The organism is Ammoniphilus sp. YIM 78166 (genome assembly GCF_004522215.1).
In the GTDB taxonomy this organism is placed as follows: domain Bacteria; phylum Bacillota; class Bacilli; order Aneurinibacillales; family RAOX-1; genus YIM-78166.
Window position 1 is genome coordinate 861335 of sequence record NZ_SDLR01000004.1, and the last position, 13646, is coordinate 874980.

The 13646-nt window shown below is 46.3% G+C and carries 11 protein-coding genes; 10 read left to right on the top strand and 1 reads right to left on the bottom strand.

The window, feature by feature from the left end; all coding sequences use genetic code 11:
- Window positions 1-54: 54 nt before the first annotated feature.
- From EIZ58_RS20775 to EIZ58_RS20820, 10 genes are all read left to right on the top strand, one after another.
- A complete protein-coding gene (locus EIZ58_RS20775) occupies window positions 55-492 on the top strand; it encodes an arginase family protein (protein ID WP_134702762.1) in 438 nt (145 codons plus the stop codon).
- A 171-nt stretch (window positions 493-663) separates the two neighbouring features.
- A complete protein-coding gene (locus EIZ58_RS20780) occupies window positions 664-1275 on the top strand; it encodes a hypothetical protein (protein ID WP_134702763.1) in 612 nt (203 codons plus the stop codon).
- Between the two features lie 11 nt (window positions 1276-1286).
- Entirely contained in the window at window positions 1287-1568 is a 282-nt protein-coding gene (locus EIZ58_RS20785) for a hypothetical protein (RefSeq protein ID WP_134702764.1), read from the top strand.
- Between the two features lie 259 nt (window positions 1569-1827).
- The gene (locus EIZ58_RS20790; RefSeq protein ID WP_134702765.1) at window positions 1828-2133 is read left to right on the top strand and encodes a hypothetical protein; all 306 of its coding nucleotides are present in this window, start codon (window positions 1828-1830) and stop codon (window positions 2131-2133) included.
- 288 nt (window positions 2134-2421) lie between these two features.
- The gene (locus EIZ58_RS20795; RefSeq protein WP_134702766.1) at window positions 2422-3117 is read left to right on the top strand and encodes a Na-translocating system protein MpsC family protein; all 696 of its coding nucleotides are present in this window, start codon (window positions 2422-2424) and stop codon (window positions 3115-3117) included.
- A gap of 186 nt (window positions 3118-3303) precedes the next feature.
- The gene (locus EIZ58_RS20800) at window positions 3304-5460 is read left to right on the top strand and encodes an ATP-dependent helicase (RefSeq protein WP_134702943.1); all 2157 of its coding nucleotides are present in this window, start codon (window positions 3304-3306) and stop codon (window positions 5458-5460) included.
- Between the two features lie 241 nt (window positions 5461-5701).
- Entirely contained in the window at window positions 5702-7297 is a 1596-nt protein-coding gene (locus EIZ58_RS20805) for a PucR family transcriptional regulator (RefSeq protein ID WP_134702767.1), read from the top strand.
- A gap of 105 nt (window positions 7298-7402) precedes the next feature.
- Window positions 7403-8749: a cytosine permease gene (locus tag EIZ58_RS20810; RefSeq protein WP_134702768.1), complete on the top strand. Its 1347-nt coding sequence runs from the start codon at window positions 7403-7405 to the stop codon at window positions 8747-8749.
- A 19-nt stretch (window positions 8750-8768) separates the two neighbouring features.
- Window positions 8769-9887, top strand: a complete 1119-nt coding sequence (locus EIZ58_RS20815; RefSeq protein WP_134702769.1) for an S-methyl thiohydantoin desulfurase family protein — start codon at window positions 8769-8771, stop codon at window positions 9885-9887.
- Window positions 9884-11497, top strand: coding sequence for a hydantoinase/oxoprolinase family protein (locus EIZ58_RS20820; protein WP_134702770.1), 1614 nt, complete (start codon window positions 9884-9886; stop codon window positions 11495-11497). The genes EIZ58_RS20815 and EIZ58_RS20820 overlap by 4 nt, the downstream gene beginning before the upstream one ends.
- Window positions 11498-11581: 84 nt before the next feature.
- Here the strand turns inward: EIZ58_RS20820 and EIZ58_RS20825 are convergent, their stop codons facing one another.
- Complete coding sequence (locus EIZ58_RS20825) at window positions 11582-13321, bottom strand: methyl-accepting chemotaxis protein (RefSeq protein ID WP_134702771.1); 1740 nt, start codon at window positions 13319-13321, stop codon at window positions 11582-11584.
- Window positions 13322-13646 lie beyond the last annotated feature (325 nt).

Genomic DNA, 13646 nt, shown 5'->3' on the forward strand with positions numbered 1-13646 from the left:
TTGAGTTGAGAGTTGCGGTATGATGATCTGGAAAAAGGTTGATCGGAGGTAGATATGAGGATAAAGGTTATTGGGGTCCCGACATTTTCTGGAGCGCTATACCCGGGGACGGAAAATGCTCCTCAAGCGATTCGTGTAGCGGGCTTAATTGATAGATTATTAGATGGAGGCTGTGATGTCGAGGATGTGGGTGATCTGGAACTTCCCCCATATCTACCACGCCATAACATCGAGCCGATACGAAACTGGCCAGCTCCACGGCAGGTGTGGGAAGCGATGGCGAAGCAAAGTCACACCTTGTTTTCGGCAGGGACTTTTTCGTTAATTTTGGGTGGTGACTGTAGTATTATTGTTGGCTCTGTAGAATGCCTAGGGAAGGAATGGGGGAGCCAGGTTTATGTCCTTTCCATTGACGCCCACATCGATGCGATAGCGCCAAGTCGGGTCCTCGACAGTGTACAGGCACTGCAGGGATGGGACTGTGGTTTCTGACTCAAGGTAATAGCTTTTGGCCATTACCGACCGGATTTGCCGCGGAGAATATCACGGTTATAGCTACTCAATTTATATTGAACCCTGTGGTAGAAATTACCCACTGTAAATTCCGTTCAAGTACCGGTCAGCAGTCTTTCAACCTATGTTCTTCGCTCTGGAGATAAAGTGGTGGTAACGGTGAAAAATGGAGATCGGACTCAACAGTACACCGTGAATCTGGTCCATGCGGATGAGGTGGGCTTGTCGACATTTACCATCGGCGGGATGAATGTGAATGGATTGGCTGGACTCACGACCAGTCAAGGGGCTGTTCTAAAAGTGAATCAATCCGGCCTAAAAGGAATTACCCTCCAAACCAAGGATCAAGAGGCCTCCGTCACGGTCAAAGTAAATGGTACCCAAATCTCTAGCTCCCAACTGGCTAATTACAGGCTTTATGCCCAGGATGTGGTACAGGTGGTGGTGAAAGACGGAACTACGACTCAAGAATATAAAGTCAAGCTCGTCCAGGCTGAAAACTTATCCCTAGACCGTTTCAGGATCAATGGAGTCGATATTAGAAATCTATCCGGACTCACCACGACTGATGGTGCAATTGTAGAAGTTCAAGATTTCTCCTCTTATAATGGATTAGAAGTAAGAGCCCAAGACAGTGCGGCCGTTGTTACGGTAAAGATTAACGATAGCATCTACACTCCTAGTCAGCTTAGCAATTTTCCGTTCCTTTCAGGGGATCGCGTGGTAGTGGAAGTCAAGAATGGCAGCCTGGTAGAAACCTAAAAGTTAAGTTGGTGAGGGAGCAGGATTATCTGCTGAAGAGACTGACCATTGGCGGGCATGAACTGCGAACATGGGCTGGGTTAACCACATCGAATGGGGCAATTGTAAAAGTGGACTCTTTTAAAGGAATCGTAGCTGAAGCAAAGGATCGATACGCTGATGTGAACGTCAAACTCAACGGGTATGTAGTGACATCCGGGTTGTCTACCCTTGACCTCCGAGCGAATGATGTTATCCTAGTTACGATTAAAGATGGAGATGTTACACAAACCTTTAAAGTAACCGTGCAGTAGCGGAAAAGTTGAGGAGAAGTTGAGGAAGCCTTGGAGGCCAGTAGTATCGACCTCCAGGGCTTTCCTCTATCTGATTTGGCCATCCGATTTAAGGGATCCATGTCCGCACAACTCTAAGGTTGCCTTTACGGAGGATCTCTTACAACCATGGGGTGCTCAGCAAGGTTTTTTGTTACATAATATTACAATACTATCGCATTCACCGAAGAAAAAGCCGATAATGAACATAAGATTTTAGCGACCATAGGGAGTTGATGAAATGGAAGCAGGATATGAACTCGACCAACTCGTGGCTCATCAAGTTTTGGAGAAAACCTCTAGAGAAGACATACCTCAGTATTCAAAAGATGAAAAAGCATCCTGGATCATCGTCGAAAAATTTATTAAAGAAGGTTATCGCTATGATTGTTATATGAGCGGCAGCAATCATTTTTTCAGGTTTCGCCCGATCGGCAGCCTGGATTCTACCATTCCTTATGAAAAGGCTCCCTCCTTGCCTAAAGTAATTTGTCTCGCTGCTTTATATATCGCTGCAAAAAAGGCCAATCAAGCAAACTTCGCTTAATTGGTCTTTTCTTTGTATACCGGATTTATTTATTTATAAAACTTGAATAATAAGATTGAATTGTTAAAAAGCCTTGGGTAAAATAAGGGATAATTACATTTAAACTATAAAAGAAATGAAACTTTCATAGACCCTTTTGGAAGATGTTATAGACAATTCATATTGAGCTATTCATAGGCCAAAATAGTAGCTAGCTTTAGCTATTATTTTGGCCCTTTTTGTATTTATACCTAAGGGGGTATTGGTTGAGTTGTTGTCTTTCTTTGTGGAAGGTGAGGTAGGACATCGATGTTGTCCCCATTACAGCAAAAGTTGATAAACATAAGTAACCTAACTAGCAAGTTGCTGAGAAAAAATTTTGGCAGAGGACCTGAGTTCTGTCAGGCGTATCTTAAATATCGATATCTCGTTTTTTACTTGAAAGGTTTTGTTTCACCGATGGAGGCTGTTCTTCTTGAAAACGGGAACCGCGATAACCTCCAGATCTCACGAAATATTGTGATGGAAACGGTCTTGTCACAACTTAGAGGGATCCTTGAATTGGAGTTCGAAGAAGAGGTTAAAGATTTTTACCACGATTGGAATTATGTTAAGAACTCGGGAATGATTACGGTCGTTTTTGAACGAGACGTTTTGCCAGTAGAAGAGGATGATAGAGAGGGATTTCCTGAAAGACTCGCATTGATTCACGAGGTCAATCGGGTTAGTTCCATCGTTCAAAAAACACCAGAAAGCACGTTTGTTTATCAGATATCACCAAAGATCATTGTGCTGGTACGAATGGGGGTCTTGATTCCTCTGGAAAAAGCTTTAATCTCAAAAGGTTTTAGCAAGACTCTTCTCGTTACCATGGAGGATTTGACGAAAAGCTACTTTGACCGTGAAGGGCGGTTTGAAGCGGTCTTTAAGCAACCCATAGACGATATTTTTGTGGATTGGAATCTAAGTAAAGACAATAGTTTAGTGTGCTTGGTGCTGAAGTGAGTGCCTGTCACTCCCCGAAATTGCTCGGATTTTGTCGGATGAATGGAAACAAACACTAGGCACAGGAGAGAAAGTCGGTCACTTCCTTTTCTATAAAAAACCTGTCCTCCCCTTGTTCTTCATTTCCTATAGGGTGCTATAATGATGAGCATAGGAATAGTCGAATGAAAGGTTAAGTAGAGAATGATGAGGGAAGATTTCTTTGTACGCAAAAAGAATGAAATAGGCGTCTCGTTAAATGAGGTTCAGTTAAAAGCCGTTCTTCAAACGCAAGGACCGGTGCTCTTATTGGCATCGCCAGGATCGGGCAAAACCACAACGATGATCATGCGGATCGGCTATCTAATAGAAGAAAGAGGAGTAGATCCTTCGCGGATTAAAGCCGTTACATTTAGTCGCGCTGCGGCAACCGAGATGAAGGAACGATTTAAACGTTTTTTTCCTGGCCTATCGCCTGTGGATTTTTCAACGATACACAGTTTGGCTTTTGAGGTCGTGCGAGAGTATTTTCGGAAGAAAAATCTAGATTTCCAAATTATTGAGGGAGACCTTGACCTGGAATCCCAGGAATCCCAAGGTGCGGATCAACAGCCGCTGCACAAGAAGCTGATACTACGGAAGCTATATCAATCGTTGGTGGGCGAACATATCACAGATGACCAAATGGAGGAGCTGACCACGTATATTAGCTTTATCAAAAACAAAATGATCCCTCCAGAAAAGTGGCCGGGGGTTAAAGTGGACGTTCCCGAAGCTGAGCGGATTTTGCGGGAGTATGAGGCTTTTAAGAAGTCGGGTTCGAACAAGCTTTTGCTAGATTATGATGATATGCTAACGATCGGCAATAAGATCTTAGAACGGGATCGGGAGCTGCTGCAAAGGTATCAGCAAAGGTACGATTATGTATTAACCGATGAGAGTCAAGATACTTCCTTGGTTCAGCATGCCATTATTGAGAAATTAGTGGGAGAGCATAGGAATCTTTGTGTTTTTGCCGATGATGATCAATCGATCTATAGTTGGAGGGGGGCAGAGCCGTCTTACTTGCTGAACTTTAAGAAGGTGTATCCAAACGCGGTTGTCTTGTTCATGGAGCAGAACTATCGCTCGTCGAAGAACATCGTAGAGGCAGCCAACCAATTCATTAAGCGAAACAAGAACCGATATGAAAAAAATATGTTTACCGGGAATCCTCCATCCCAGCCGGTCCGCATCAAAAGCTTTGCTGACTATCAATACCAGGCCAAATATTTGGTACAAGAAATCCAAAAGATTGAAAAGCTGTCTGAGGTGGCGGTTTTGTACCGCAACCATTCCTCCTCCATTGCCCTAATGAATGAATTTGATCGAGCAGGAATCCCTTTCTATATGAAGGATGCGGATCATCGCTTTTTTTCGCATTGGGTCGTGCAAGATATCCTGAACTTCATGCGGATGTCCTTTACGGATAAACGAGCTGACATTTTGGAGAGCATCCATATGAAATTTAATGGATACATTTCGAAGCAACAGATGGCGGCGTTGAAGGACATCAAGAATCAGGGATCCGTATTTGATAACTTGCTTCGGTACGTCCCAGTACAGGATTATCAAGTCAAAGCGTTGACGGAGTGTAAAGAGACCTTTCAGCAGATGAAGAGCCTGTCTCCTCTTGAAGCCATTCAGGTGATTCGTAAACGATTAGGCTACGAGAAGGCCCTTGAAAAGATGTGCGAGCGTCTTGGATTTCGAAAGGAATACCTGATCGGAATCTTGAACACGTTGGAGGAGATTGCTAACGGGCTCGAGTCCTTGGAGGAGTTTGCAAGAAGGTTGAGGCATTTGGAATCGGTCTTGAAGTCCTCCAAATCCCGGAAAGGTCAAAATGTCGTGACATGCTCTACCTTTCATAGTGCGAAGGGGTTAGAGTTTGAGCGCGTTTATATGATTGATCTGATCGATGGGATTATCCCCTCTTCGGAGGATTTCAAGGATGACTTGACGGCGAGCAATAAGTCCTTAATGGAGGAAGCTGCTCGTCTGTTTTATGTCGGCATGACCCGGGCGAAGCAGCACTTGGAGTTCATCGTGTATAGAGAAAGAGATGGGAAAAAGGTGGATGAGTCCATCTTTGTTGTGGATCTCAAAAATATGGTGAAGCCTTCAAAACAGGATAATCCGGATGCGATTAAGGATAAAGCGGATTTAATCGTTGGGAAAGTGGTTAAGCACCGGGCTTTTGGACAGGGGATGATCCTGGAAGTTAACGAAGACCAGATTAAAGTTGACTTTGAAAAAGGGGTGAAAGTCCTTTTGATTGCGGCTTGTTTGGAAATGGGGTTGTTGGAGGGGGTGGCCGAGTGAGATCTTGTCATCCCCGCGCTCTGGGGTATTGAAGTTAGTTAAATGACTTATTAAGTTAAACCTACTTATCATGAAATCATGAAGAGTGGGTCTATTTTTGTTCTGAAAAAGGTTTTTGGTTCAGAAAATTGAATCTATTAACAGAACACATCGACTGTTAGAAAATATGACTTATTTCCTTCATCTCCAAGCGTTTCTTAGGTAATGTAATAAAAAAGGCGTGAAAAAAGGTGGGATCTAAATGGGGATTTTGGTGAAAGAGGCCATGGAGTTAGGGGGACTAAAGAAAGCGAGGGTACTCGCGGGTCACGGTGGGCTGAACAACCTGCTGGAGCATGTGAGTGTGATCGAGGTCCCAGAGGCGTACCAGTGGTTTCGCGGAAATGAGCTTTTTCTAACTGCGTTCTATACCATTCAAGACGATCGAAGAGCCCAGCTTCTGCTTCTGGAGAGGATGAAGGAAAGAAACGTCTCGGCGCTAGGTCTTTGTTATCCGGGCATGTATTACGAGCAGTTGTCACCAGAGGTGGTGGCAAAGGCGAATGAACTTCAGATTCCCATCATCGAGATTCCCCAAGATGTCGCTTATATTGAAGTCATATCACCGGTACTTGAGGCGATCAAAAAAACACAAACAAAAGAATTGCAACAGGCTTTAGAAATCCAAAAGGATCTTCATAATTGGATTGCAATGCAGTATAGCTTGGACGAAATCGTAAAAAATATGAGTCAGATTTTACGTGAAAACATCGTGATCCTCGACCGGAATTTAGAGTTAATGGCCTGGAATTTTTGGGAGGAGCAGCGATCCATTCCTGAAAAGGAACTCGGTCGGCTCATCCGGCAGCATGGACAGCCCCTTTGTACAAAAGGAATTGCCAACCCCATCCACTGGGCGACACCACAGGGGAATTTTTATGCTCGGCCCATCCGCACGGGAGAAGATGTCTATGGCTATTTTCTTGTAATTATGGAAAAGGAAAACTCAGCTCTGAAGCGGTTGATACATGAATATGTGTCGACTAGCCTTGCTCTCTTTTTCTCACAGAAAGCCGTAATCGAGGAAACGAAAAGGAGGCACGAAAACAGCTTGCTCGATGATTGGTTGATTGCAAGAAACCTTTCTGCGGATTCTTTAATGTTGCAAGCTTCTAAATTGGGGTGGAAGATGAAGGACATTCAAGGAATGGCCGTCCTTCAACCCATCGAAGAGCAGTCCAGCACGGAACGTATCTTCCATCTTTTGCAAAGAGTGTTGGAAAAAGAACATAGCCGCTGCATCTCCTTGATGTATGGACAGCGTGTCCTTCTTTTGTTACCCACTCCTGACTTACATAAGGGGGAAACGTTTGAATCTTTCTATGCGGAATGGTTGGGTTACCTACTGTCGAAGCTGGAAGAAGAGGGGGCGGTAGGGATTGCATTTCGAAAAGAGACCCAAATCGCTCAAGAGGGAGGCCAGCTATACCAGGAATTGTTGGATCTTTTGGCATTGAGAAAGAGGATGCCGGTTTTGCCAACTGTCCTGGATGCAGCTCACTTTCCCGCCTTTGCTTTTCTTCATTCGTTGCCCTATCACCCCCGTTTGGATCGGATCAAACAATTGCTTCAACCTTTGGAAGAGTATGATCGACAATATCAGACGGATCTGTCTGAAACGTTGGAATGGCTGTTATTCAGTCCAGATGTACAGCAGCTGCCAAGTCAAATTAATGTACATCGTAATACACTGACGTATAGACGGCAGCGGATCAAGGAAATCTTGCAGGTGGATCCGTTCATCAATCCCCATCGTCTTCAATTTGAGCTGGCCATTCTATTCAAAAGGTTGTCGTAAGAGGGGTTATGCACCTGCACAAGAAAAGCATGTAATTTTTAGTCTATAGAATATTTTAAATTTTTTAATATATCATTATAATTTTAAAAAAGGGAGGTGCAAGGAATGAGTACAGAGGTCGAACACAGTAATGTCCATACCATCAATAAGGTAGAGGAAATTCAGGATGTGTTTGGTGATCATGCGGTGACACCTGTGCAGCCGCACGAAAAGCGGAGTGCCTTGGATGTTTCGCTCGTGACGGCTGGATACTGTATTGCCATGTCGGGGTTGTTCACCGGATCTGCGATGGCGGCGGGGCTAACCTTAGCTCAGGCGATTCTCGCTGCTCTCATCGGGAACACCATTCTCGCGATCTATGGGGGATTGATTGGAGCCGCAGGAGCCAAGCACGGCGTGTCCACCACCATGCTTTCCCGGCATGCTTTCGGCCGGCAAGGGGCGAAAGTGATCGGAGCCGTTTGGGCGATTTCACTCATGGGATGGTTTTCCGTGCAAACTGGATTCTTCGGGATGACGGTGAGCGCCATGGTGCCTGACGGAGGGGTATTGACATCTCCGAAGATTGCAGCCTTATGGGGCGGAATTCTGATGATCCTTTCTGCCTACTTTGGGTACAAGGGGTTAGCAGTCATTAGCCGCATTGCGATTCCTGCTCTGGTCATCCTTGCCGGGTGGGGGATAGCTGCTTCCGTGAGTCAGGCAGGAGGATGGGCAAGCTTATTCGATAAGGTTCCTGCCAACCCGATCCCTTTGTCCGCGGGTATCGTGATGGCCGTTGGCAGTTTCGCAGCAGGGGCAGTGGTGCAAGCCGATATTACACGATATGCGAAGTCGCGAAAAACCTCCTGGATCGCTACGCTCATTGGTTACATTGTGGCTAACTCGTTCGTAATTATTGCTGGGGCAGTGACCTACGCAGCAACGGAATCCGGAGATTTACCAGCGGCGATGATTTCGCTTGGATTGGGCATACCCGCTATGCTGATTTTGATTGCAGCTCAATGGACGACCAATGACAATAACCTTTACTCCTCTTCTCTCGGGCTATCTAATATTATCAAGATTAAAAAATCAACGATCGTTATTATATCCGGTCTTATTGCTACTTTTTTCGGTTTTCTGGGCATAGCCGATTATTTTGTTCCATGGCTCAGTATCCTGGGGATTTTCGTCCCGCCGATTGCGGGAATCTTGATTGCAGATTACTATGTGATCCAAAAAGGAAACTATCGATTCGGAGTGGGAACGGAATACAGCAAGGTAAATTGGGCAGCTTTTGTTGCTTGGGCGATTGCTTCTCTTGCCGGGTATACCGTAACCGCGGGTATTCCTTCTCTTAACTCGATTATCGTGGCTTTTGTCGCTTATATTGCGATCGTGAAGCTCTGCGAAAAGTTGGGTATTCAGGCGAGAAAAGGGACGTACGTCGAAGATTACACCGGATTCTAAGTGAAAGGGGAGAAAGACATTGCCAACATGGATAGGTGAGCAAGAGATTGAAGATTTAGCCGTTGGTGCGGCGTTGTTAGGAACCGGGGGAGGGGGAGACCCTTACCTAGGAAAACTCATGGTGCAAAAGTTTATTCGGAAAAATGGCCCGATCCAGCTGCTCGACCCGTCTGAGGTTCCGGAGGATCAATGGGTGATTCCTACGGCGATGATGGGAGCTCCAACCATCATGGTAGAGAAGATTCCCAACGGGGATGAAGCGCTGAAATCTTTGCGATTGGTGGAAGAGCGGCTCGGTAAAAAAGCGTTTGCCACCATGCCGATTGAATGCGGGGGATTAAACTCGACGATCCCGTTTGTGGTGGCGTCCCAAGCCGGTATTCCGTTGGTGGATGCGGATGGGATGGGCCGGGCTTTTCCCGAATTGCAGATGGAAACCTTCCATATTTATGGTATAAAGGGCACCCCGATGGGACTTCACAATGAACGCGGCGATTATTGTTTGCTAGAAACGCTGGATAATCCTATGCTTGAGCATATTTCAAGAGGAATTGCTGTTCGGATGGGGGGCGTGGCCCATATTGCAGAATATGCGATGACCGGGGCTGAGGTCAGGCGTACGGCAATCCCTAATACGATCAGCCTTTGTATCAAGCTGGGAAAAGCCATTCGTGAGGCCAATCAGCAAAAACGCAACCCCATTGAGGCTATTCAGCGAGTGACGAGGGAGTCCATCTATGGAGAAGCTATCGTCCTTTTTAAAGGCAAGGTGGTGGATGTGGAACGCAGATCAACGGATGGTTTTGTCCGAGGGAAAGCGGTCGTGGATGGGTTTGAGGAATATACAGGAGATCAGTTGCATGTGGATTTTCAAAATGAGAACCTCATTGCCAAGATTGGTGATACGCCGGTCGCTATCGTTCCCGACCTGATCAGCTTTTTGGACTATGAGACAGGGGTTCCGCTGACAACGGAAGGGTTGCGATACGGCTTTCGCGTGATTTGCCTGGGCATTCCTACCCCTGACATTATGAGGAGTCCAGCCGCCATCGAAGTGTGGGGGCCCCGCTACTTTGGCTATGATTATGACTATGTTCCGGTTGAGCTGATGGCCAAACAGGGAGGAGGAGTTCGATGATCTATAAGATTGGGATTGATGTCGGCGGAACGAATACGGATGCGGTGATCTTGGATCAGGAGAATCGGGTCATTTCCTCGACCAAAGCAGCCACCACGCCAGACGTGGAAACGGGAATATTTAACGCTTTAGAGCAAGTGCTGAAGAATAGTAAGGTTGAATTTAGTCGAATTCGTTATGTCATGCTGGGTACGACCCATGCCACGAACGCGATTATCGAGAAAAAACGGTTGGCAAAAATCGCGGTGGTGCGGATTTGCCTGCCGGCAGGGCAAGCGATTGAACCGATGTTTACCTGGGAGGAATCCTTAAAGCAGGCCGTGGGAAATGAGTATTACTTCATCCACGGAGGAAGTGAGTTTGACGGCCGGCCATTAAACGGATCGGGACTCATTGAGGAAGAATGTGAGAGGATACTTGATCAGATGGAGGCTTCAGGGGTGGAGTCGATCGCGGTTACGTCCATCTTTTCCCCCGTAGTGGATCAGTATGAAAAAGAATTTGCCCGCCTAGCTCAGCAACGGTTTGGCGAAGATTTTCCCGTTACGCTCTCCTCGGAGATCGGCAATTTAGGCTTATTAGAGCGGGAAAACTCCGCTGCCCTGAATGCGGCCTTGGTAAAAGTTGCGGACATGGTCGCAAAGGGACTCGAGAAAGCGCTAGAACGATACGGGATCGAGGCGGATATCTTCTTTGCCCAAAACGATGGAACGCTAATGTCCCTGGAATACGCGAAAAAATATCCGATCTTAACGATCGGATCTGGACCCACCAACAGTATCCGCGGGGCCGCTTACCTAAGTGGGTTGGAGGATTGTATTGTTTGCGATATTGGCGGAACGTCCACAGATGTAGGGATTCTCGTTAAGAGCTTTCCACGTGAATCCTCCATTGCTGTGAACATCGGTGGGGTTCGGACTAATTTCCGTATGCCGGACATTATCTCCATTGGGATTGGCGGCGGAAGTATCGTGCGGGAGAAGGAGGGGGAGGTCACGGTCGGACCTGACAGTGTGGGGTATCAGATCGTAAACGAGAGCATTGCCTTCGGAGGAAGTACGTTAACCGCAACGGATTGCCTTCTGGCTTCGGGACTTGCGTTGATAGACCATCCCAAGTGTGACTTGTCACGCTTAGATGCTATCTCACGCAGCACCTGGGAAAAAGCGATGGAAGTCATCCGAGGTCAAGTGGCTGATGTGATTGATAAGATTAAAACGAGTAATCAGGACTTGCCGGTCATCCTCGTAGGGGGTGGAGCGCTGCTCATTCAAGGGGAGTTAGACGGAACCTCACAAGTGCTGAGACCTCCCAATGCGGGCTGTGCCAATGCCATCGGGGCCGCCATCGCCCAGGTCAGCGGGGAAGTGGATAAGATGTTTTCTACCGTAGGTCGAAGCCGGGAAGAAGTAGTCGCCGAAGTCGAAACCCTCGTGAAGCAAAAAACCATCGATGCCGGAGCAGACCCTTCTACGGTCTCACTCATCGATATGGAAGAAGTACCGGTCGCCTATGTTCCCTCCAACGTCATTCGGATCAAGGCGAAAGCAGCAGGCTCCCTTTTGGCGGTGCCTGTCACTCCCCGAAATTCCCCGAATTTTGTCGGATGATTAGGCCTGCTAGGGGAATGTACAAAACAAAAGAACCCGGTGCTCTCGTCACCGGGTTCTTATTTCAATTGGAGGGTACACGCCCTACTTAAATCGGATCATCATCGTATCTAGTTGTCTAACAATTTGTGTGAGGGTTTCTGTTGATCTTGCCACTTCTTCTATGGAAGCGAGCTGCTCTTCTGTGGCTGCGGCCACCTGTTGGGCATATCTCGAGGCTTCCGTGGCTGACTGGGAAAGCTCGACGATCGAAGCAGTGACTTCTTGAGATCCCGCTGACATTTGCTCGGTAGAAGCTGATACTTCTTCTATCTGACTGCTCACGCCTTGAATAGAATGGCTAATCCGTTCGAATCGCTCACCTGTTTGATAGACATGCTTAGCCCCTTCTTCGACCTCTTCCACTCCTAGTCTCATCGATTCCACGGCCTGCTTCGTATGGGACTGTATTCTTTCAATTAAAGTGGCGATCTGGTTTGTAGATTCCTTGGACTGTTCTGCCAACTTACGCACTTCCGATGCAACAACGGCAAAGCCTCTTCCATGTTCTCCGGCTCTGGCGGCCTCGATGGCTGCGTTAAGGGCAAGGAGATTGGTTTGGTTGGCAATCTCAGAGATCACGACAATAATTTGATCGATTTCCTTCGTTTGAACGGCTAAGGATTCTATGAGTTGCGTGCTTTCCTTTATCCGATCGGCCATGGTGCGAATCTGCACGACGGTGGATTGGACGACGGCATTCCCCTCGACCGATTCCTTTGCCACATCTGAAATGGTTTCTGCCACATGAGAGGCCGATTCTGCAATACGCTGAATGCCTATAGCCATCTCTTCCATTGCCTTCACACTTTCAACAGCCCCCGTTGCCGCTGAATCCGCCCCCATGGCAATCTGCTGAATGGACGCTGCGACCTCGCTAGAAGCTTGCTTCGTTTGCTCTGATCCGAGATTCACCACTTGACTAGATTCATCGATTTCTTTACTCACTTTACGGAGTTGCTGGGTAATACTTGAGAAGTTGCCGAGCATTTCATTAAAGTTATGGGCTAAAAGGCCAATTTCATCCTTGCTCGATACATCCGCCTTGACGCTCAAGTCCCCCTGTGAAGCTAACTGAGCGAGCCCAGATAATTGAACAATAGGTTGCAGGGTTCGACGAACGACAAGACCGAGGATGACAGTCCCTATTCCCCCCATCATAACACCAAGTAAGATATAAAAGAGGAGACTATTTCGCAGTTCCTCGCTTACGTCGCTATAGTCAAAATCGATGCCGTGAATGGCAATAACCTGCCCTTGAATATTTTTTATAGGAGCTAATATCGAGACCCAGCTTCCAAACTCATCCGTGTAAGGATCGGTCACTCCAATCCCTTTTTCAAGCGCTTGGTTATAGGCAGCAATAAACGATTGGGGCAGCTCATAGGATGTATTCGGTTCAAACCCGCCGTCTCGAAGGCTCTGATTGCTGAGCAGCGTTTTTAAAGAAGTCTTGTTCCCTTCTACTAGTAGCTGTGGTTGGAAGAGATAGCTATTGGCTACTTTTGCGGCACCGATAGGATGATCAAGCTCTTCTTGAAGATCGACGATAAGCTCATGGGTTTTATAGGCAGCGGGATCTTTAGGAATACGCTCCATCGCTGCTTCGACATGAGCAACATGATGGGAAAGCTGATTATGTAGGATGTTTTGAACGCTTTGCATTTCTTGATAATATTGCTTCCTCTCGGACCAGTAAGCGGTTCCTCCGTAAACAGAAGCGAGAAGGATGACCATCAATGACAATGAAAAAATAGATTTAAAGACAATTCCTCTTCCACTCATATTGAAAAATCCCCCTAAAATTAAACCTGAATTAAAAATAGGACTTTTTTACTATTTATCATGATTATATCATAATATTTGTGCGATTTTACAGCAATACTATTTAATTCCAAGAGGCAGTAGGACTATGGATTCGTTTGTTCGACAATAAAGAACAAATTGTTCTTTAAAAAGTCGATACTTGATGTTATAATTTGGGTAATACGATAAATAAGGGGCGAGTTCCATTGAATAAGGAAATTGAAGATTTGGCTAAAATGGCTACAGAAGGAAAAGTAAGCAAGGAAGAATTTAAAAAGTTCCTCGAACTTAAGAAGCTAGAGTT

What these genes read in the sequence shown, in the direction of transcription:
- EIZ58_RS20775 (WP_134702762.1), top strand. Translation starts at nt 55, where the DNA reads ATGAGGATAAAGGTTATTGGGGTCCCGACATTTTCTGGAGCGCTATAC.
- EIZ58_RS20790 (WP_134702765.1), top strand. Translation starts at nt 1,828, where the DNA reads ATGGAAGCAGGATATGAACTCGACCAACTCGTGGCTCATCAAGTTTTG.
- EIZ58_RS20795 (WP_134702766.1), top strand. Translation starts at nt 2,422, where the DNA reads ATGTTGTCCCCATTACAGCAAAAGTTGATAAACATAAGTAACCTAACT.
- EIZ58_RS20800 (WP_134702943.1), top strand. Translation starts at nt 3,304, where the DNA reads ATGAGGGAAGATTTCTTTGTACGCAAAAAGAATGAAATAGGCGTCTCG.
- EIZ58_RS20805 (WP_134702767.1), top strand. Translation starts at nt 5,702, where the DNA reads ATGGGGATTTTGGTGAAAGAGGCCATGGAGTTAGGGGGACTAAAGAAA.
- EIZ58_RS20810 (WP_134702768.1), top strand. Translation starts at nt 7,403, where the DNA reads ATGAGTACAGAGGTCGAACACAGTAATGTCCATACCATCAATAAGGTA.
- EIZ58_RS20820 (WP_134702770.1), top strand. Translation starts at nt 9,884, where the DNA reads ATGATCTATAAGATTGGGATTGATGTCGGCGGAACGAATACGGATGCG.
- EIZ58_RS20825 (WP_134702771.1), bottom strand. Translation starts at nt 13,321, where the DNA reads ATGAGTGGAAGAGGAATTGTCTTTAAATCTATTTTTTCATTGTCATTG.